Source organism: Micromonospora inyonensis (assembly GCF_900091415.1).
Lineage (GTDB): Bacteria > Actinomycetota > Actinomycetes > Mycobacteriales > Micromonosporaceae > Micromonospora > Micromonospora inyonensis.
The window spans coordinates 1,863,504-1,883,168 of the sequence record NZ_FMHU01000001.1; the positions used below are offsets into that span (position 1 = coordinate 1,863,504).

At 70.3% G+C, this 19,665-nt stretch carries 20 protein-coding genes; 18 read left to right on the forward strand and 2 right to left on the reverse strand.

Features of this window, described 5'->3' with window-relative positions:
* Window positions 1-56 precede the first annotated feature (56 nt).
* Both GA0074694_RS32685 and GA0074694_RS32690 read right to left on the reverse strand, forming a co-directional pair.
* Complete coding sequence (locus tag GA0074694_RS32685; RefSeq protein ID WP_245714601.1) at window positions 57-269, reverse strand: hypothetical protein; 213 nt, start codon at window positions 267-269, stop codon at window positions 57-59.
* Window positions 270-343: 74 nt separating this feature from the next.
* Window positions 344-550, reverse strand: a complete 207-nt coding sequence (locus tag GA0074694_RS32690; protein WP_245714602.1) for a hypothetical protein — start codon at window positions 548-550, stop codon at window positions 344-346.
* A 207-nt stretch (window positions 551-757) separates the two neighbouring features.
* Between GA0074694_RS32690 and GA0074694_RS08575 the strand changes: the two genes are divergently transcribed.
* The 18 genes from GA0074694_RS08575 to nuoL all read left to right on the forward strand — a co-directional run bounded on the left by GA0074694_RS08575 (window position 758) and on the right by nuoL (window position 19,663).
* Window positions 758-964 carry a helix-turn-helix domain-containing protein gene (locus GA0074694_RS08575; protein ID WP_281189787.1) on the forward strand — a complete coding sequence of 69 codons (207 nt, stop codon included), beginning with the start codon at window positions 758-760 and terminating at the stop codon, window positions 962-964.
* Between the two features lie 82 nt (window positions 965-1,046).
* Entirely contained in the window at window positions 1,047-2,237 is a 1,191-nt protein-coding gene (mqnC, locus tag GA0074694_RS08580) for a cyclic dehypoxanthinyl futalosine synthase (RefSeq protein ID WP_091455094.1), read from the forward strand.
* A 283-nt stretch (window positions 2,238-2,520) separates the two neighbouring features.
* Complete coding sequence (locus tag GA0074694_RS08585; RefSeq protein ID WP_091455097.1) at window positions 2,521-3,714, forward strand: LPXTG cell wall anchor domain-containing protein; 1,194 nt, start codon at window positions 2,521-2,523, stop codon at window positions 3,712-3,714.
* Between the two features lie 161 nt (window positions 3,715-3,875).
* Window positions 3,876-4,586 carry a demethylmenaquinone methyltransferase gene (locus tag GA0074694_RS08590; protein WP_091455100.1) on the forward strand — a complete coding sequence of 237 codons (711 nt, stop codon included), beginning with the start codon at window positions 3,876-3,878 and terminating at the stop codon, window positions 4,584-4,586.
* Between the two features lie 60 nt (window positions 4,587-4,646).
* Window positions 4,647-4,877, forward strand: a complete 231-nt coding sequence (locus GA0074694_RS08595; RefSeq protein WP_091458853.1) for a hypothetical protein — start codon at window positions 4,647-4,649, stop codon at window positions 4,875-4,877.
* 136 nt (window positions 4,878-5,013) lie between these two features.
* The gene (locus GA0074694_RS08600; RefSeq protein ID WP_091455103.1) at window positions 5,014-6,288 is read left to right on the forward strand and encodes a geranylgeranyl reductase family protein; all 1,275 of its coding nucleotides are present in this window, start codon (window positions 5,014-5,016) and stop codon (window positions 6,286-6,288) included.
* Between the two features lie 89 nt (window positions 6,289-6,377).
* Window positions 6,378-6,743 carry an NADH-quinone oxidoreductase subunit A gene (locus GA0074694_RS08605; RefSeq protein ID WP_091455106.1) on the forward strand — a complete coding sequence of 122 codons (366 nt, stop codon included), beginning with the start codon at window positions 6,378-6,380 and terminating at the stop codon, window positions 6,741-6,743.
* A gap of 14 nt (window positions 6,744-6,757) precedes the next feature.
* Window positions 6,758-7,435: a NuoB/complex I 20 kDa subunit family protein gene (locus GA0074694_RS08610; protein WP_091455110.1), complete on the forward strand. Its 678-nt coding sequence runs from the start codon at window positions 6,758-6,760 to the stop codon at window positions 7,433-7,435.
* A gap of 112 nt (window positions 7,436-7,547) precedes the next feature.
* Window positions 7,548-8,285, forward strand: a complete 738-nt coding sequence (locus tag GA0074694_RS08615) for an NADH-quinone oxidoreductase subunit C (protein ID WP_091458854.1) — start codon at window positions 7,548-7,550, stop codon at window positions 8,283-8,285.
* On the forward strand, window positions 8,282-9,607 hold the full coding sequence (locus tag GA0074694_RS08620) for an NADH-quinone oxidoreductase subunit D (protein ID WP_091455114.1): 1,326 nt from the start codon (window positions 8,282-8,284) through the stop codon (window positions 9,605-9,607). The genes GA0074694_RS08615 and GA0074694_RS08620 overlap by 4 nt, the downstream gene beginning before the upstream one ends.
* Window positions 9,608-9,716: 109 nt before the next feature.
* On the forward strand, window positions 9,717-10,769 hold the full coding sequence (gene nuoE / locus GA0074694_RS08625; RefSeq protein WP_091455117.1) for an NADH-quinone oxidoreductase subunit NuoE: 1,053 nt from the start codon (window positions 9,717-9,719) through the stop codon (window positions 10,767-10,769).
* Window positions 10,766-12,082, forward strand: coding sequence for an NADH-quinone oxidoreductase subunit NuoF (gene nuoF / locus GA0074694_RS08630; RefSeq protein WP_091455121.1), 1,317 nt, complete (start codon window positions 10,766-10,768; stop codon window positions 12,080-12,082). Before nuoE ends, nuoF begins: the two co-directional genes overlap by 4 nt.
* Entirely contained in the window at window positions 12,082-14,595 is a 2,514-nt protein-coding gene (locus GA0074694_RS08635; RefSeq protein ID WP_091455126.1) for an NADH-quinone oxidoreductase subunit G, read from the forward strand. Before nuoF ends, GA0074694_RS08635 begins: the two co-directional genes overlap by 1 nt.
* Complete coding sequence (nuoH, locus tag GA0074694_RS08640) at window positions 14,592-15,947, forward strand: NADH-quinone oxidoreductase subunit NuoH (protein ID WP_091455129.1); 1,356 nt, start codon at window positions 14,592-14,594, stop codon at window positions 15,945-15,947. The genes GA0074694_RS08635 and nuoH overlap by 4 nt, the downstream gene beginning before the upstream one ends.
* A gap of 1 nt (window position 15,948) precedes the next feature.
* On the forward strand, window positions 15,949-16,599 hold the full coding sequence (nuoI, locus tag GA0074694_RS08645) for an NADH-quinone oxidoreductase subunit NuoI (RefSeq protein WP_091455132.1): 651 nt from the start codon (window positions 15,949-15,951) through the stop codon (window positions 16,597-16,599).
* A complete protein-coding gene (locus GA0074694_RS08650) occupies window positions 16,596-17,366 on the forward strand; it encodes an NADH-quinone oxidoreductase subunit J (protein ID WP_091455135.1) in 771 nt (256 codons plus the stop codon). Before nuoI ends, GA0074694_RS08650 begins: the two co-directional genes overlap by 4 nt.
* Before the next feature lie 58 nt (window positions 17,367-17,424).
* Window positions 17,425-17,724, forward strand: a complete 300-nt coding sequence (gene nuoK, locus GA0074694_RS08655; RefSeq protein ID WP_088981076.1) for an NADH-quinone oxidoreductase subunit NuoK — start codon at window positions 17,425-17,427, stop codon at window positions 17,722-17,724.
* Window positions 17,725-17,737: 13 nt separating this feature from the next.
* Window positions 17,738-19,663: an NADH-quinone oxidoreductase subunit L gene (gene nuoL / locus GA0074694_RS08660; protein ID WP_091455138.1), complete on the forward strand. Its 1,926-nt coding sequence runs from the start codon at window positions 17,738-17,740 to the stop codon at window positions 19,661-19,663.
* The last annotated feature ends 2 nt before the right edge of the window (window positions 19,664-19,665 follow it).

Here is a 19,665-nt window from a genome sequence, read left to right on the forward strand (position 1 = left end):
GCGGCTCCGGTGCGCAGGGTGACGCCCCGGGCGGCCAGCGCCTCCGCGAAGGCCGGCTACCGCTCGGCGCGGAGCATCCAGCCCCGGTAGACCGCCTCGCCCGCCTCTGGCAGGCGCCGCAGCGCGGCAGACGCGTCGCCCCGGGCGAGCGCGTCGTGGTCCACCACCGCGACCGGTACGCCGGCCTCCTGGGCGGTCGTCGCCTCCGGCGCGAAGTGCGGGTCGGGACGGTGGGCGCGGAGCGGGTCGGCGGGTACCAGCAGCAGCATCCCGCCATCCTCGCCGGACGCCGCCACCTCGGAGCGTGGTCACCGGCGGCCGCGTCGCGCCGGAGTCACGCAGGTCAGCTGGGGGCCTTGACCTGACCGTCGTAGGCGATGCTGCGCCACAGGTCGAACTGACGGTCGTTGCCGACCAGGGGATTGCCGGCCGATGCGACGGCGGCGTGCACCTCCTCGTCGTTGCGCAGTTGCCGGAAGTAGTCGGGGATGTTCAGCGCGGGGTGCGGGTTGCTGGCACTGGAGGTCGCCGCGGTGTGGTGCCAGAGCACGCCGATCGGGTTGAACGAACTGCCGGCGAGCCGCCGAGCCAGTTGCCGTGCTCGACCACCTGGACCCCGGCGGTGCGGAGTACGTCGGCGAGCCAGGGAGTGGTGGCCATCATGCCTCCGGCGGGTCGGCGCGGCGGCCGGTCAGCGCGCCAGGGTCGGCTGAGGATCTCTCGGCAGGCATGGCGAAGATCGTAAGGGATCGATGCGTTGTGGAGAGCGGGCATGTCCACCCGAGAGATCGCGCCCCGGCTGGTCGTGCCGGTGCGCACCGTCGAGAACCACCTTTACAGGATCAACACCAGACTGGGAATCAGCAGCCGGGCGGAACTCGCCGACGTGCTGGGCGACTACCGGGATCGCCCGGATCGCGTGGGCGACGAGGGTACGTCGGAGCTGTCCGGTCCAGCGGGTTGACCGACTGGGGCCTACGGCGGCCTGGGTCACCCTGGTCGGAGGGGCGTGCCGGTGATCGAACGACCGACGTAGGCTCGCAGGTGTGAGTGTGAGCCGGGAGATCGACGACATCCTGCAGCGCGGCGCGGACGGCGGGCGGATCACGCCCGAGGAGGCGCTGCTGCTCTACACCGAGGCGCCCTTCCATGCCCTCGGCGAGGCGGCCGACGCGGTACGGCGGCGGCGGTACCCGGACAACATCGTCACGTACCTGATCGACCGCAACATCAACTACACCAACGTCTGTGTCACCGCGTGCAAGTTCTGCGCCTTCTACCGCGCGCCGAAGCACCGCGAGGGGTGGACCCACCCGACCGAGGAGATCCTGCGCCGTTGCGGCGAGGCGGTCGACCTGGGCGCGACGCAGGTGATGCTTCAGGGCGGCCACCACCCCGACTACGGCGTCGAGTACTACGAGGAGCTGTTCTCCTCGGTGAAGAAGGCGTTCCCGCAGCTCGCCATCCACTCGATCGGGCCGAGCGAGATCCTGCACATGGCGAAGGTCTCGGGGGTGAGCCTGGACGAGGCGATCGCCCGGATCAAGGCCGCCGGGCTGGACTCGATCGCCGGGGCCGGGGCGGAGATGCTCCCGGAGCGACCCCGCAGGGCGATCGCGCCGTTGAAGGAGTCGGGCGAGCGCTGGCTGGAGGTCATGGAGCTGGCGCACCGGCAGGGGGTCGAGTCGACCGCCACCATGATGATGGGCACCGGCGAGACCGTCGCCGAGCGGATCGAGCACCTGCGGATGATCCGCGACGTCCAGGACCGGACGCAGGGCTTCCGTGCCTTCATCCCGTGGACGTACCAGCCGGAGAACAACCACCTGAAGGGGCGCACCCAGGCGACGACCCTGGAGTACCTGCGCCTGGTCGCGGTGGCCCGGCTCTTCTTCGAGACCGTGCCGCACCTCCAGGCGTCCTGGTTGACCACCGGCAAGGATGTCGGCCAGCTGGCCCTGCACATGGGGGTGGACGACCTCGGCTCGATCATGCTGGAGGAGAACGTCATCTCCTCGGCCGGCGCGCGACACCGGTCCAACCTGCACGAGCTGATCGGGATGATCCGGTCGGCCGACCGGATCCCGGCGCAGCGGGACACCCTCTACCGTCGGTTGACCATTCATCACACTCCGGCGGACGACCCGACCGACGACCGCGTCGTGTCGCATTTCTCGTCGATCGCCATTGCGGGGGGCGGGGTCGGCCGTCCGCTTCCTCTGGTTGATGCCCAGTGAACGGTCGGTAATCATCGCCCTTTTCGGGGTCGACCGAACGGGTAGTGGTTGTCCGGCGGGAGGGTTGATCGCTGTGACCATTGGGACCACTGTGAACTGCGGATCCGTCCGGCAAGCGCATCAATTCGGACAATCCTTAAGTGATTCTTAGGTAAGCAGCTCACCCCGGTTTCCCGAAGGGGTGGCGGGGGCGATCGTCGACCGATAACGTGCGGTCGGCGGCCCCGGGCGGACGTTGTTCCCGGGCGCATCCTCTTCCCGTCTTCCATGGGGGAACGTCTTCATGATCTTCCGTAACCGAGCGCTCACGCGGGTCGGCGCTGCCGCGCTCCTGGCCTCCGGCGTGTTCACCGCGCTCGGCGTTCCGGCCCGGGCCGCCGGCACCGAGACCGACCTCTCCCTGGACGTCGTCGGCACCCGGGTTGCCGCCGGTACCGCCGGGAAGGTGGCCTTCGCCAAGGTCACCAACAACGGCAAGAACACCCCGAGCGCCCTCTCGATCAACGCGGACCTGTCGAAGCTGGACACCAACAAGGCCGTCCCCGTCCCCGCGATGTCCGACTGCGACCTGGACGTCGCCGGCTGGACCTGCGACGTCCCGGCAGAGCTGGTGCCGGGTCCGGGCGAGACGACCGAGATCCCGGTGGTGCTCTTCAAGCAGGACGACATCGAGGGCACGTACAAGGCGTCGGTCACCTTCACCATCACGTCCACCGACGACACCGACGCCAGCAACAACAGCAGGACCGCCACGATCGAGCTCACCGACGAGAGCGGCCCGGACCTGCTCGTGCTCGCCGGTGACGTCAAGCAGGCGGTCAAGGTCGGCGAGGGTGGCGAACTCAGCATCGTCGGCGACCTGCACGCCGGCCAGACCGGGATGCTCCAGTACTTCGTGGTCAACCAGGGCGACCAGGCGACCGCAGGTCTCACCGTCACGGTCAAGCTCCCCAAGGGTGTGACCTTCCCCGAGGTGGAGCCGGATTGCGAGTACGACGCGGCAAAGACCGAGGCCGTCTGCACCTACCGTCAGCTCCCGTTGGTCCCGGCGGACGAGGACACCGGCGGGAACGACGACGTCATCTCCGGCGGTGACTTCTTCCACCTGCTCTCGGTCGGCGCGGACGTCAAGGCCGGCAGCCTCACCGGCGGCAGCGTGACCGTCGAGCCGATCGTGGCGAAGAGCGCCCTGCGGGGCACCGCCCGGGAGGCCACCAAGTTGCCGGAGAACATGACCGGCATCCGGGCCACCGACGTGGACGCGAGTGACAACACCGACGGCTACGCGGTCGTCGTCGCCGCCAAGGGCGGTTCCGGTGGCGGCGACGGGGGCAGCCTGCCGGTGACCGGTCCGCAGGCGGGCCTGATCGGCGGTATCGGCGGCGCGGTCCTGCTCGCCGGTGGCGCCATGTTCCTGGCCGCCCGTCGTCGCCGGGTGGTCCTGGTGACCCCGAGCGACGAGAAGTCGACCGTCTGACGGTCGTCCTCAACCGGCCCGTGCGGGCCGTCTACATAACGCACCGCAGTGGGGGCGGGATGGGTGACCATCCCGCCCCCACTGTTTCCAGGCGCGGTCCCGTCCGGACCGCGGACCATCCCGCCCGGCCTTCGTGTGCACCGGGCTGGCAGAGTGGGGGAGTGAGCCGTACCCCGCAGGGCCACCGCGCCAGCCTGGACAAGCAGCCGCACGAGGTCGCCGCGATGTTCGACGGCGTGGCCGCCCGTTACGACCTGACCAACACCGTGCTCTCCTTCGGCCAGGATCGGGGGTGGCGGCGGGCGACCCGGGCCGCGCTGGCGCTGGAGCCCGGCGAACGGGTGCTGGACGTGGGTGCCGGCACCGGGGTGTCCACCGAGGAACTGGCCCGCAGTGGGGCCTACGCCGTCGGTGCCGACCTGAGCCTGGGCATGCTCGCCGCCGGTCGGCGGGTGCGGCCGGAGGTGCCGCTGCTCGCCGGGGACGCGCTGCGCCTCCCCTTCGCCGACGCCACCTTCGACGCGGTGACCATCTCCTTCGCCCTGCGCAACGTGTCGGATCCGGACGCGGCCCTGGGTGAACTGGCCCGGGTCACCCGGCCCGGCGGCCGGCTGGTGGTCTGCGAGTTCAGCACCCCCGTCAACCCCGCGTTCCGCACGCTCTACCTGTCGTACCTGATGCGGTCCCTGCCGGCGGTGGCCCGGACGGTCTCCAGCAACCCGGACGCCTACGTCTACCTGGCCGAGTCGATCCGGGCCTGGCCCGACCAGCCGGCACTGGCCGCGCGGATCGGTGCTGCGGGGTGGGGCCGCGTGGCGTGGCGCAACCTGACCGGCGGCATCGCGGCGCTGCACCGGGCGGTTCGCAGCTAAGCGCCCTCGTGTTCCGTGTTATCCGTTTTAGCTGCTCTTTGTCCCCGTATGCTGTCCGCCATGACGGGAGCAGACGAGGCGTACGGGGTCACCGCGGACGAGGACGACACGCGTGAACTCGTCGCCCAGCTTCGGCAGCTCGCGGGCGCCGACCCGGCCACCGTCCGGCAGGTGGTGCTGGAGGTGTTGACGGCGCTGGACCGGGTGGCCGGCGGGGCGCTGCGCGACCAGTTGCCCGAGGCGATCCGGCTCGACGCGGGGCTGGACAGGGCGGCTCCCGGTCATCCCTGAGCGTTCACTCAGACTCCCGACACCCCCCTCCAGGGAGGTTAGGGTCACCTAACCCTGGGTGAGGGTAAAGACGGTCATAGACTCCTCCCCGACTGGCTTGTGAAGCGTTTCACGAGCGTATGGGGAGGAGGCCCGGATGACGGCGGTGGAACACGACGCCGACGTGATCGTCGTGGGCGCCGGTCCAGGCGGCTCGGCGACCGCGTACCACCTGGCGCGGCACGGGGTCCGGGTGCTGCTGCTCGAGAAGACCGAGTTTCCCCGCGAGAAGGTCTGCGGTGACGGACTGACGCCGCGCGCGGTCCGGCAGCTCATCCGGATGGGCGTGGACACCTCGCCGGAGGCCGGCTGGCTCCAGAACAAGGGCCTGCGGGTGATCGGTGGTGGCCTGCGGCTGGAGCTGGACTGGCCCGACCTCGCCAGCTTCCCCAACTACGGTCTCGTGCGCACCCGGCTGGACTTCGACGACCTGCTCGCCCGGCGTGCCGTCGCGGCCGGCGCCGAGCTGCGCACCGGCGTGAACGTCATGGGCCCGGTGCTCGACCCCACCGGCCGGGTCACCGGCGTCGAGGCCGAGGTCGGCCCGGACAAGACCCCGGCCACCTTCCACGCCCCGCTGGTGGTCGCCGCCGACGGCGTCTCCGGCCGGTTCCCCCTCGCGCTCGGCCTGGCCAAGCGGGAGGACCGTCCGATCGGCGTGGCGGTCCGGCGGTACTACCGGTGCCCGGCCAAGCACGACGACAACTACCTCGAGTCCTGGCTCGAACTGCGGAGCAAGGGCAGCGACGCGTTGCTGCCCGGGTACGGCTGGATCTTCGGCCTCGGTGACGGCCGGGTCAACGTGGGCTTGGGCGTGCTCAACTCCTCCTCCGCGTTCGGTAAGACGAACTACCGGCGACTGCTCACCGACTGGCTGGCCAACACCCCGGCAGACTGGGGCATGACCGACGAGTCGAACGCCGACGGTCCGATCCTCGGCGCGGCGCTGCCGATGGGTTTCAACCGGGTGCCGCACTACACCCGGGGTGTGTTGCTGGTCGGCGACTCCGGCGGAATGGTCAACCCCTTCAACGGCGAGGGCATCGCGTACGCGATGGAGTCCGGCGAACTGGCCGCGGAGATCGCGGTGCAGGCGCTGGCCCGTCCGGCGGGCGCGGAGCGCGAGCGGGCGCTGACGGCGTACCCGACCGAGCTGAAGGCGCGGTTCGGTGGGTACTACCGGCTCGGCGGGATCTTCGTGAAGCTGATCGGCCGACCGGAGATCATGCGGATCGCCACCAAGCACGGCATGCCGCACCCGATGCTCATGCGCTTCGTGCTGAAACTGCTGGCCAACCTGACCGACCCGCGCGGCGGGGACGCGATGGACCGGGTCATCAACGCGATGACGAAGGTGGCTCCAGCGGTCTAGCCACACCCCGGCGACGGTTGCCGGAGGTGAAGTGAATAGTGTGATTTCGCCATCGACCGAGGGCAGGGAAGGACGAGCAGGAGACAACGATGACGCTCTCGCCTTACGCACCCATCATCGGGCTGTTCGCCCTCGCTGCGGGGTTCGCGCTCTTCTCGATCGCGTCCGCACGCCTCGCCGGCCCGCGCCGCTACAACAAGGCCAAGCTCGAGGCGTACGAGTGCGGCATCGAGCCGAGCCCGCAGCCGGTCGGCGGTGGCCGGTTCCCGATCAAGTTCTATCTGACGGCGATGCTCTTCATCGTCTTCGACATCGAGATCATCTTCCTCTACCCCTGGGCGGTTTCGTTCGACGCCCTGCCGATCTTCGGCTTCGTGGAGATGGTCCTGTTCATCGTCGCGGTCTTCGTCGCGTACGCCTACGTGTGGCGGCGCGGCGGCCTGGACTGGGACTGAGGGAGGAACCTCACATGGGTATCGAGGAGAAGCTTCCCGCCGGCATCCTGCTGACCTCGGTGGAGAAGCTGGTCAACTGGTCGCGGAAGTCGTCGGTCTGGGGCGCCACCTTCGGCCTGGCCTGCTGCGCCATCGAGATGATGGCCGCCGGTGGCCCGCACTACGACATGGGCCGCTGGGGCATGGAGGTCTTCCGGGCCTCGCCCCGCCAGGCGGACCTGATGATCGTCGCCGGCCGGGTGAGCCAGAAGATGGCCCCGGTCCTGCGGCAGATCTACGACCAGATGGCCGAGCCCCGGTGGGTGCTCTCGATGGGCGTCTGCGCCAGCAGCGGCGGGATGTTCAACAACTACGCCATCGTCCAGGGCGTCGACCATGTCGTCCCGGTCGACATGTACCTTCCCGGCTGCCCGCCCCGGCCGGAGATGCTGATCGACGCGGTCCTCAAGCTCCGCGAGAAGATCGGGCACGAGCCGCTCGGCCCGAACGGCCGCAAGATGCTGGAGGCCCGCCAGGCCCGCGGTGACGTCCCGGTCGTGCCCTACGGCTCCATGCCGTCCTCGTACCGGGAGGACAAGGCCCGCCGCGCCGAGTGGACCCAGGCGGTCCGGGAGGGGCGCGAGGAGCAGCTCCGGATCGAGAACTGGATGAAGGCCCAGAACCACCTCCAGCCACCCCGGGGCATCAAGTGAGCGCGAGGAGTGCCGCGGAGCGCAGCCCCGCAGTCGCGAACGGAGGGTGGGTTGCGGTGAGCGCGAGGAGTGAGTGCGCGAGCCCCGCAGTCGCGAACGGAAGGTGGGTACGGTGACCGCACCGAACGACAAGCCGAACGACGGGGGCGTCCCGGTGCCGGTGACGCCGGCCGGTGCCAGCAGCACCGCGCCGGCCGAGTACCCGCCGGCCAGCCCGGCCGGCCGGGGCATGTTCGGCATCCATGGTTCCGGTGACACCTCCGGCTTCGGCGGCCTGGTCCGGCCGCGCCGACCGATCGAGGAGGCCGCCCGGCCGTACGGCAGCTACTTCGACGAGGTCCGCGACGCGCTGGAGGAGGCGTACCCGGCCTTCAACGAGGCGATCGAGAAGGTCGTCGTCGACCGGGGCGAGCTGACCCTGCACGTCCGCCCGGAGAAGATCGCCGAGGTCTGCCAGGTGATGCGGGACGACCTCGCCCTCCGCTTCGAGCTGTGCTCCTCGGTCTCCGGGGTGGACTACCTCGGCGCGGACGAGCGCCGGCTGCACGTGGTCTATCACCTGACCTCGATGACCTACCGCCGTCGGGTACGGCTGGAGGCCGCCGTCGCGGCCGAGGCCCCGCACCTGCCGAGCGTGACCGCCGTCTACCCGACCGCCGACTGGCAGGAGCGGGAGACGTACGACATGTTCGGCGTCGTCTTCGACGGCCACCCCAACCTGACCCGGATCCTCATGCCGGACGACTGGGAGGGGCACCCGCAGCGCAAGGACTACCCGCTCGGCGGTGTCCCCGTCGAGTACAAGGGCGCGGAGATCCCACCGCCAGACCAGCGGAGGTCCTACCAGTGAGCACCCCGAGTTACGCCACCGAGCGCGAGACGACCGAGGGCAAGGTCTTCACCGTCACCGGCGGGGACTGGGACCAGGTCGTCTCCGGCACCGACCCGATCAACGACGAGCGGATCGTGGTCAACATGGGTCCGCAGCACCCGTCCACGCACGGGGTGCTGCGGCTGGTCCTCGAACTGGAGGGCGAGACCGTCCGCGAGGCGCGCTCGGTCGTCGGCTACCTGCACACCGGGATCGAGAAGAACCTCGAGTACCGCAACTGGGTGCAGGGCTCGACCTTCGTGACCCGGATGGACTACCTCGCGCCGATCTTCAACGAGACGGCGTACGCGCTGGCGGTGGAGAAGCTGCTCGGCATCTCCGAGCAGGTCACCGAGCGGGCCACCACGATCCGGGTCCTGATGATGGAGCTGAACCGGATCTCCTCGCACCTGGTCTGGCTGGCCACCACCGGCATGGAGCTGGGCGCCATCTCGATCATGCTCTACGGCTTCCGGGAGCGGGAGTACATCCTCGAGATCTTCGAGATCATCACCGGCCTGCGGATGAACCACGCGTACGTCCGACCGGGCGGCGTCGCCCAGGACGTGCCGGACGAGGCGATCGTCAAGATCCGCAAGTTCCTCAAGGAGATGCCGAAGAAGCTCAAGGAGTACGAGGACCTCCTCTCCGGGCAGCCGATCTGGACCGAGCGGACGAAGAACGTCGCCGTGCTCGACGTGACCGCCTGCGTGGCGCTCGGCGTGACCGGGCCGGTGCTCCGCTCCGCCGGGCTCCCCTGGGACCTGCGCAAGACCATGCCGTACTGCGGCTACGAGACGTACGAGTTCGACGTGCCGACCCACCCGGACGGCGACGTCTGGGGCCGCTACCAGGTCCGGCTGGCCGAGATCCGGGAGTCGCTCAAGCTGGTCGAGCAGGCCCTCGACCGGCTGAAGCCGGGCCCGGTGATGGTCGCCGACAAGAAGATCGCCTGGCCGGCGCAGCTCGCCATCGGTGTCGACGGCATGGGCAACTCGCTGGAGCACGTCGCGAAGATCATGGGTCAGTCGATGGAGTCGCTGATCCACCACTTCAAGCTCGTCACCGAGGGCTTCCGGGTCCCGCCGGGCCAGGTCTACGTGGCGATCGAGGCGCCCCGCGGCGAGCTGGGCGTGCACGCGGTCTCCGACGGCGGCACCCGGCCGTACCGGGTGCACTACCGGGAGCCGAGCTTCGTCAACCTCCAGGCGCTCCCGGCCATGGCCGAGGGTGGCCTGATCGCCGACGTGATCGCCGGTGGTGCCTCGCTGGACCCCGTGATGGGTGGTTGTGACCGGTGAGCGCGAGGAGTGAGCTTGCGAGCCCCAGTCGCCCGCGCGAGGAGCGAGCGGAGCGAGCCCCGCAGTCGCGGGCAGAGGACTGCGCAGTCGCGAACGAAGGGCGGCACCGATGAGCGTTTTCACCGAAGAGACCCGGGCCCGGGCGCGGGAGATCATCGCCCGTTACCCGGCCGACCGGTCGCGTTCCGCGCTGCTCCCGCTGCTGCATTTGGTGCAGTCCGAGGAGGGGTACGTCTCCCCGGCCGGGGTCGAGTTCTGTGCCGAGGTGCTCGGCCTGAACAAGGCCCAGGTCGGCGCGGTCGCCACCTTCTACACCATGTACAAGCGCCGCCCGACCGGTGACTACCTGGTCAGCGTCTGCACCAACACGATGTGCAACGTGCTCGGTGGTCAGGAGGTCTACGACACCCTCGCCGAGCACCTGGGCGTGGGGCACGACGAGACCACCGCCGACGGGAAGATCACCCTGGAGCACGCCGAGTGCCTCGCGGCCTGCGACTACGGCCCGGTGATGACGGTCAACTACGACTTCTTCGACGGCGTGGACCCGCAGGCGGCGCTCGGGGTGGTCGAGGAGCTGCGCTCCGGCGGTCGGCCGATGCCGACCCGGGGCGCCCGCCTCTGCACCCTCAAGGAGATGGCGGTCCAGCTCGCCGGCTTCGCCGACGAGCGGGAGGGCGCGGTCGCCGACGGCGGGCCGGGCGAGCCGACCCTGCGCGGGCTGCGCCTGGCGCAGCAGCACGGCATCTCGGTGCCGGGCTTCGACCCGAACACCCCGATCCGCAGCAAGGCCGAGGCCGACCGGGTCGCCGCCGAGGCGAAGGCCCGGGCCGAGGCCGCGAAGCCGGCCCCGGCGGGCCAGCCGGCCCCGGCGTCGCCGCAGGCGGCCACCGGCAGCACCGCGCCCGACGTGAAGGCCCCCGACGCCAAGTCGCCCGAGGTGCGCGCCGCCGAGACCCGGCAGCCGGACGCGAAGACCGCCGTCGCGGACGCGCCCGGCGCCAAGGTGCCGGCCGACGGCACCTCGCCGGACACCCGCGGCGCGCGGGCCGCCGAGGCCGAGGGCGCGGCGGCCAACGCACCGGCGGGCGACGGCAAGCCCGCCGGTGACAACGCCGCTGCGCAGGAGCGCTCGCTCAAGGAAGCGGAGGCCAACAAGTGACCACGCCTCGGCCGGAGACGCTGGCCAAGCTGACCCCGGTGCTCACCAAGCGCTGGCTCTCGCCGGACGCCTGGCGGATCGACACCTACCAGCGGCTGGACGGCTACGCCGCCCTGCGCAAGGCGCTCAGGGCGCACCCGGACGACCTGATCCAGCTGGTCAAGGACTCCGGGCTGCGCGGTCGGGGTGGCGCCGGCTTCCCGACCGGCCTGAAGTGGGGCTTCATCCCGCAGGGCGACGGCAAGCCGCACTACCTCGTGGTCAACGCCGACGAGGGCGAGCCGGGCACCTGCAAGGACCTGCCGCTGATGACGCACGACCCGCACTCGCTGGTCGAGGGCGTGATCATCGCGTCGTACGCGATCCGGGCCAGCCGCGCGTACATCTACATCCGCGGTGAGGCGGTGCACGCCGCCCGCCGGCTGCGCAACGCGGTGCGGGAGGCGTACGACCGGGGCTACCTCGGCCGGAACATCCTCGGCTCCGGGTTCGACCTGGACCTGGTGGTGCACTCGGGCGCGGGCGCGTACATCTGCGGCGAGGAGACCGCGCTGCTGGATTCGCTGGAGGGCTTCCGGGGCCAGCCCCGACTGCGTCCGCCCTTCCCGGCGACGCACGGCCTCTACGCCAGCCCGACGGTGGTCAACAACGTCGGCACCATCGCCAGCGTGCCGTACATCGTGCTGGGCGGGGCCGACTGGTGGAAGACCATGGGCACGGAGAAGTCCTCCGGGCCGATGATCTACTCGCTCTCCGGCCGGATCGCCAACCCGGGCCAGTACGAGTGCTCCATGGGCATCACCCTGCGCGAGCTGCTGGAGCTGGCCGGCGGCATGCAGCCCGGCCACAACCTGCGGTTCTGGACGCCGGGTGGCTCGTCGACGCCGCTGCTCACCGCCGAGCACCTCGACGTCCCGCTGGACTTCGAGGGCGTCGCGGCGGCCGGCTCGATCCTCGGCACCACCGCCACGCAGATCTTCTCCGACCAGGACTGCCCGGTTTACGCGGTCTACCGGTGGCTGGAGTTCTACCACCACGAGTCGTGCGGCAAGTGCACCCCGTGCCGCGAGGGCAACTACTGGATGGTCCGGGTCTACCGGCGGATCCTCGCCGGCCAGGGCACCCACGAGGACCTGGACACCCTGCTCGACACCTGTGACAACATCCTCGGCCGCTCGTTCTGTGGTCTGGGCGACGGTGCGACCAGCTCGGTGACCTCGTCCCTTAGGTACTTCAAGCAGGACTACCTCGACTACATCGAGGGACGTACCGCGCCGAGGCTGTCGGCCAAGCAGCTGGTGGGAGCGCACTGATGACCGACGTAGCGAAGCAGACCGAGACCGTCACCCTCACCATCGACGGCGTCCAGGTCACCGCCCCGAAGGGGGCGCTGCTGATCCGGGTCGCCGAGCAGATGGGCATCGCGATCCCCCGGTTCTGCGATCACCCGCTGCTGGCCCCGGCCGGCGCGTGCCGGCAGTGCCTCGTCGACGTGGAGGGGCAGCGCAAGCCGGTCGCCTCCTGCACCCAGACGGTGGCCGAGGGCATGGTGGTCCGCACCCAGCTCACCTCCCCGGTCGCGAAGAAGGCGCAGGAGGGGGTGATGGAGCTGCTGCTCCTCAACCACCCCCTCGACTGCCCGATGTGCGACAAGGGCGGCGAGTGCCCGTTGCAGAACCAGGCGATGTCCACCGGCCGCGCCGACTCCCGCTTCCACGAGCACAAGCGGGAGTACGAGAAGCCGCTGAACATCTCCACCCAGGTCCTGCTGGACCGCGAGCGGTGCGTCCTCTGCCAGCGGTGCACCCGCTTCTCCGAGGAGATCGCCGGGGACAAGTTCATCGACCTGATGGGCCGCTCCTCCGCCGAGGAGATCAACATCTACCGGGACGAGGCGTACGGTGCCGCCGACGGCGAGGACGACGGCGACGTGCCGTTCAACTCGTACTTCTCCGGCAACACCGTGCAGATCTGCCCGGTCGGCGCGCTCACCGGGGCCCAGTACCGCTTCCGGGCCCGCCCGTTCGACCTGGTCTCCACCCCGAGTGTCTGCGAGCACTGCTCGGCCGGGTGCTCCCAGCGCACCGACTGGCGACGGGGCAAGGTGCTGCGCCGGCTGGCCGGTGACGACCCGCAGGTCAACGAGGAGTGGAACTGCGACAAGGGCCGTTGGGGCTTCCAGTACGCCCGCGCCTTCGACCGGATCACCACCCCGCTCGTGCGGGACGCCAAGACCGGTGAGCTGCGCGAGGCGTCCTGGAGCGAGGCGCTCACCGTGGCCGCCGAGGGGCTGGCCGCCGCCCGCGACGGTGGGCAGGGCACCGCGGTGCTCACCGGTGGCCGGCTGACCGTCGAGGACGCCTACGCGTACGCCAAGTTCGCCCGGGTCGCCCTGAACACCAACGACATCGACTTCCGTGCCCGCCCGGTCTCCCGCGAGGAGACCGAGTTCCTGGCCAGCAACGTCGCCGGGATCACCGAGGTCACCTACGCCGACGTCGAGAACGCCTCGGCGGTGGTGCTGGCCGGCCTGGAGCCGGAGGAGGAGTGCCCGATCCTCTTCCTGCGACTGCGCAAGGCGTACCTGAAGAAGAAGCTCAAAATCTACGCGCTGGCGCCGTTCGCCACCCGGGGTCTGGAGAAGCTCGGCGCGAAGCTCGCCCGGGTGGTGCCGGGCGAGGAGGCGCCGCTGCTGGCCGACCACGCCACGGTCACCGAGGCGCTGAGCGCCGAGGGCGCGATCCTGCTCGTCGGCGAGCGGCTGGCCACCGTCCCCGGTGGCCTCTCCGCCGCTGCCGACGTGGCCCGGCGTACCGGTGCGAAGCTGGCCTGGGTGCCGCGGCGCGCGGGTGACCGGGGCGCGGTGGACACCGGCTGCCTGCCGAACCTGCTGCCCGGCGGGCGCCTGGTCACCGAGCCGGCGGCCCGCGCCGAGCTGGGCGAGGCGTGGGACATCGCGGCCGGGGTGATCCCGAGCCAGGCCGGTCGGGACACCGACGGCATCATCGCCGCCGCGGCGGCCGGCACGCTGGGCGCGCTGGTGGTGGCTGGGGTCGACCCGGCCGACCTGGCCGACCCGCGACTGGCCGAGCAGGCCCTCGACGAGGTGCCGTTCCTGGTCAGCCTGGAGCTGCGGATGAGCGCGGTGGCCCGCCGGGCCGACGTGGTCCTCCCGGTGGCCCCGGTGGTCGAGAAGGCCGGCAGCTTCCTGGACTGGGAGGGGCGGCTGCGGCCGTTCGACGCGGTGCTCCAGACCCCGGCGATGTCCGACGGCCGGGTGCTCGACGCGATCGCCGACCGGCTCGGGGTCCGACTCGGCACCGGTGACGTGCTGAGCGTCCGCCGCGAGCTGGGTTCCCTGCCGGCCACCCGGACCGACCGGCCGTCGGCGCCGTCCGTGGAGCCACAGCCGGCACCCCAGCCGGGCGCGGGCGAGGCGGTTCTCGCCACCTGGCACCAGCTCGTCGACCTGGGCAGCCTCATCGACGGTGACGAGCACCTGGGCGGCACCGCCCGGACGCCGGTGGTGCGGCTGGGCAAGGGCACCGCCGAGGCGCTCGGCGTCGCCGACGGTGACGCGGTGACGGTGGGGACCGACCGGGGGGCACTGACCCTGCCGGCGGCCATCACCGAGATGCCGGAGGGCGTCGTCTGGCTGCCAACCAATTCACCCGGTTCGACCGTCCGGCGCAGCCTCGGCGCGACGTCCGGCGCGGTGGTACGCGTCTCCGCTGCGGCGGGGCCGTCCACCTCGCCGGAACGCGTGGCCCTGGACGCCGCCGACCGCCCGGGTCCGCTCCTCAACACCGGGGGTGTATCCCAGTGAACGCGGTCTACCTCGCGCAGGACCCGACGCTGGCCGACTTCGGCAGGGACCCGTGGTGGCTGGTCCTGATCAAGATCGTCTTCGCCTTCGCCTTCGGCCTGCTCGCCACCCTGCTCGGCGTCTGGTTCGAGCGCCGCGTGGTGGGTTACATGCAGGTCCGGCCGGGCCCGAACCAGATCGGGCCGTTCGGTCTGCTCCAGACCCTCGCCGACGGTCTCAAGATGGCCTTCAAGGAGGACATCCTCCCGAAGGCGGCGGACAAGGTCGTCTACTTCTTCGCCCCGGCCGTCTCGGTGATCTGCGCGGTCACCGCGCTGTCGGTGATCCCGTTCGGCCCGATGGTGAGCATCTTCGGCCACCGGACGCCGCTCCAGGTCACCGACGTGTCGGTGGCGGTGCTGGTGGTGCTGGCCTGCTCCTCGATGGCGGTCTACGGCATCGTGCTCGGTGGCTGGGCCTCCGGGTCCACGTACCCGCTGCTCGGTGGTCTCCGCTCCAGTGCCCAGATGATCTCGTACGAGGTCGCGCTCGGACTGAGCATCGTCGCCGTCTTCATGACCGCCGGCACGATGTCCACCAGCGGGATCGTCGCCGCCCAGGCCAACGGCACCCAGCTGAACGTCTTCGGGCAGGAGTTCTCCGCCCCGGGCTGGTACGCGATCCTGCTCATGCCGAGCTTCATCATCTTCTTCATCGCCACCGTCGGTGAGACCAACCGGGCACCGTTCGACCTGCCGGAGGCGGAGTCGGAGCTGGTCGCGGGCTTCATGACCGAGTACAGCTCACTGAAGTTCGCGCTCTTCATGCTCTCCGAGTACGTCGCGATGGTGACCATGTCGGCCTTCACCGTGACGCTGTTCCTCGGCGGCTGGCGGGCGCCCGCGCCGATCACCACCTTCTGGGCGGGGGCGAACTCCGGCTGGTGGCCGATGCTCTGGTTCTTCGCCAAGGTCGTCATGCTGGTCTTCGTCTTCGTCTGGCTGCGGGGCACCCTGCCCCGGCTCCGGTACGACCAGTTCATGCGGCTGGGCTGGAAGGTCCTGCTCCCGATCAACCTGGTCTGGATCCTGGTGCTGGCCTGGCTGCGTTCGATCGAGGACTGGGACACCCGGGGCCGGCTGACCGGCGTCGGTGTGCTGGCCGGAGTGCTGCTCCTGGCCGTGCTGCTCTGGCCGAGTCGCAAGCCGGTGCGCAAGCCCAGTCTGCAGGAGCAGGTCGACAGCCGGCCGCACGGCAGTTTCCCGGTGCCCCCCATGGACCTGCAGGTGCCACCGAGCCCGCGCACCAAGCGGGTGGTGGCCGAGCGGGAGCCGGCCAACATCGGCGCCGGCCCGGACTCGAAGGAGGTGTGACGTGGGCGGGATCACCGGAACGTTCAAGGGCTTCGGCGTCACCTTCTCGCACATGTTCAGGAAGGTCGTCACGACCGACTACCCGTTCAAGCCGCCGACCCCGGCGCCGCGCTACCACGGGCGGCACATCCTCAACCGGCATCCGGACGGGCTGGAAAAGTGCATCGGCTGCGAGCTGTGCGCCTGGGCCTGCCCGGCGGACGCGATCTACGTCGAGGGTGGCGACAACACCGACGAGCAGCGCTTCTCGCCGGGTGAGCGGTACGCCAGCATCTACCAGATCAACTATGCCCGCTGCATCTTCTGCGGGCTCTGCATCGAGGCCTGCCCGACCCGTTCGCTGACCATGAGCAACGAGTACGAGCTGGCCCGGGACAACCGGCAGGACCTGATCTTCACCAAGGAGCAGCTGCTCGCGCCGCTGCTCGAGGGGATGGAGCAGCCGCCGCACCCGATGCGACTGGGCGACAGCGAGAAGGACTACTACGTCGGCGCGCTGGAGAACCCGGGCACCTCGGCCGGAGCCGAGCGCTCCCCGATGGGGCCCGGCCGGTACGCGCTCGACGAGACCCCGGGCGTGACGTTCCCCGGCGCCGAGCAGGCGGCCCAGCGGGCCGAGGCGGCCAAGGGCAGCAAGGGAGACAGGGCATGACCACGTCTACGGTGCTGGCCGCGGCGGGCGAGGTGTCCGGCGGTGAGGAGATCACCTTCTGGATCCTCGCCCCGCTGGCCCTGCTCGGCGCGATCGGCATGCTCTGGGCACGCAACGCGGTGCACTCGGCGCTCTGGCTGGTGCTGACGATGCTCTGCCTGGGTGTGTTCTACGTGCTCCAGGCGGGCCCGTTCATCGGCATGGTGCAGATCATCGTCTACACCGGCGCGATCATGATGCTGTTCCTGTTCGTGCTGATGCTGGTCGGCCGGGACTCGTCGGACTCGCTGATCGAGACGCTGCGCGGCCAGCGCGTCGCGGCGATCCTGCTCGGTCTCGGCTTCGCCGGCCTGGTCGCCGGCGGTCTGGCCCGCGCGCTCGACGGCACCACGCCGGTCGGCCTCGACGAGGCCAACGCCGAGGGGAACGTGCAGGGCATCGCCCGGCTGCTCTTCACCAAGTACGTCTTCGCCTTCGAGCTGACCTCGGCGCTGCTGATCACCGCTGCGGTCGGGGCGATGGTGCTGGCGCACGTCGAGCGGCGCCGGGAGGACAAGATGGACCAGATAGCGACCATGACGGCCCGCTTCGCCCCCGGCAACTACCCCGGCCCGAAGCCGGGCCCGGGTGTGTTCGCCACCTCCTCGTCGGTGGCCACTCCGGCCCGCCTGCCCGACGGCCGGCTGACCGAGCGCAGCATCCCCGAGATCATGCCGGTCCGGGAGCTGAGCGCGGAGGAGACGACGCTGAAGGGAACCGACCGGTGAGCGCGAGGAGTGCAGCGGAGCGGAGCCCCGCAGTCGCGAACGAAAGGCAGGCTCAGGGATGACTCCGGACTACTACCTGATCCTGGCCGCGGTGCTCTTCACCATCGGCGCGGTCGGGGTGCTCATCCGACGCAACGCGATCGTGCTGTTCATGTGCATCGAGCTGATGCTCAACGCGGCCAACCTGACCCTGGTCACCTTCGCCCGGATCAACGGTGACCTGAACGGGCAGATCATGGCCTTCTTCGTGATGGTGGTGGCCGCCGCCGAGGTCGTGGTCGGACTCGCGATCATCATGTCGATCTTCCGGACTCGACGCTCGGCGAGCGTCGACGACGCCAACCTGCTCAAGTACTAGAGGGGCCGACGCAGTGGAAGAAACTGTGCGTTACGCAGAGGCCACGGGTTTGCTCGGCAGCGTCTGGCTGCTGGTGGCCATCCCCCTGGTCAGCGCGGCGATCCTGCTGCTGCTGGGCCGGCGGGCCGACCGCTGGGGGCACTGGCTCGGCGTGGCCGCCATCGGTGCCGCGTTCGTCCTCGGCCTCACCTACTTCTTCCAGCTGCGTGGCCTGGAGAACAAGTCGGTCGAGCGAAGCCTCTGGGACTTCATCGCCGTCGGGGATTTCCGGGTGGACTTCGGCCTGCTCTTCGACCCGCTGGCCGCGGTCTTCGTCCTGCTGATCACCGGCGTGGGCTTCCTGATCCACCTGTACGCGGTGGAGTACATGTCGCACGACGCGGGTCGGCGGCGGTTCTTCGCGTACTTCAACCTGTTCGTCGCCGCCATGCTCCTGCTGGTGCTCGGCAACAACTACGTGATGCTCTACTTCGGCTGGGAGGGCGTCGGTCTGGCGTCGTACCTGCTGATCTCCTTCTGGTACGACCGGCCGAGCGCGGCCACCGCCGGCAAGAAGGCGTTCCTGATGAACCGGGTCGGCGACGCCGGCCTGGCCATCGGCATCTTCATCATGTTCGCCACCCTCGGCACCACCCAGTACGACGAGGTGTTCAACGGGGTGGGCGGCCTCGCCGGCGGGACCGTCCTGCTCCTCGGCCTGCTGCTGCTGCTCGGCGCGACCGGCAAGTCCGGCCAGTTCCCGCTCCAGGCGTGGCTCCCGGACGCGATGGAGGGCCCGACCCCGGTGTCCGCGCTCATCCACGCGGCCACCATGGTCACCGCGGGCGTCTACCTGATCGCCCGCTCCAACCCGATCTACTCGGCCAACGAGACCCTCCAGCTCGTGGTGGTCAGCGTCGGTGCGCTCACCCTGCTGATCGGCTGCGTCATCGGCGCGGCCAAGGACGACATCAAGCGGGTGCTGGCCTGGTCGACGGTGAGCCAGATCGGCTACATGTTCCTCGGCGTGGGGCTCGGCGGCGCGGCGTACGCGCTGGCCATCGTGCACCTGCTGGCGCACGGCTTCTTCAAGGCCAACATGTTCCTCGGGGCCGGCTCGGTCATGCACGGCATGCGCGACCAGGTGGACATCCGCCGCTTCGGCGGGCTGTCGAAGTACATGAAGATCACCTGGATCACCTTCATGATGGGCTGGCTCGCCATCATCGGCATGTTCCCGTTCTCCGGCTTCTTCTCCAAGGAGCCGATCATCGTGGCCGCGTTCGAGCGGGACGACTGGACGGCCTGGCTGTTCGGTGGCGCGGCGCTGCTCGGCGCGGGGCTGACCGCCTTCTACATGACCCGGCTCTTCGTGCTCACCTTCCACAGCCCGAAGCGGTGGACCGAGGACATCGAGCACCCGCACGAGTCGCCGGCCCTGATGACCATCCCGCTGATCCTCTTGGCCGCCGGCTCGGTCGGTGCCGGTTTCCTCCTCTCCACCTCCGTGCCGGACTGGCTGACCGCCACCGCCGGCCTGGGCGGCGAGGAAGGGCACCACGAGGCGGTCCTGTCGCACACCGTCATCACGGTGCTCTCGCTCCTGGTCACGGTGCTCGGTGCCGGGTTGGCCTGGATGCTGTTCCGCAACGGCACCGCCACCGCGCCACAGCCGGCCGGGGTGCTGGTCACCGCCGCCCGGCGCAACCTCTACACCGACGCGTTCAACGAGGCGGTCTTCGAGAAGCCGGGCATCTTCCTCACCCGGGCGCTCGTCTACCTCGACAACCGTGGCGTCGACGGGCTGGTCAACGGTCTCGCCGCAGCGGTCGGCGGGGGTTCCGGCCGGCTCCGGCGGCTCCAGACCGGCTTCGTCCGGTCGTACGCGACGTCGATCCTGACCGGCGCGCTGCTGGTGGTGGCGGCGTTCCTGGCCGTACAGGCGGGGTGGTTGGCGTGATC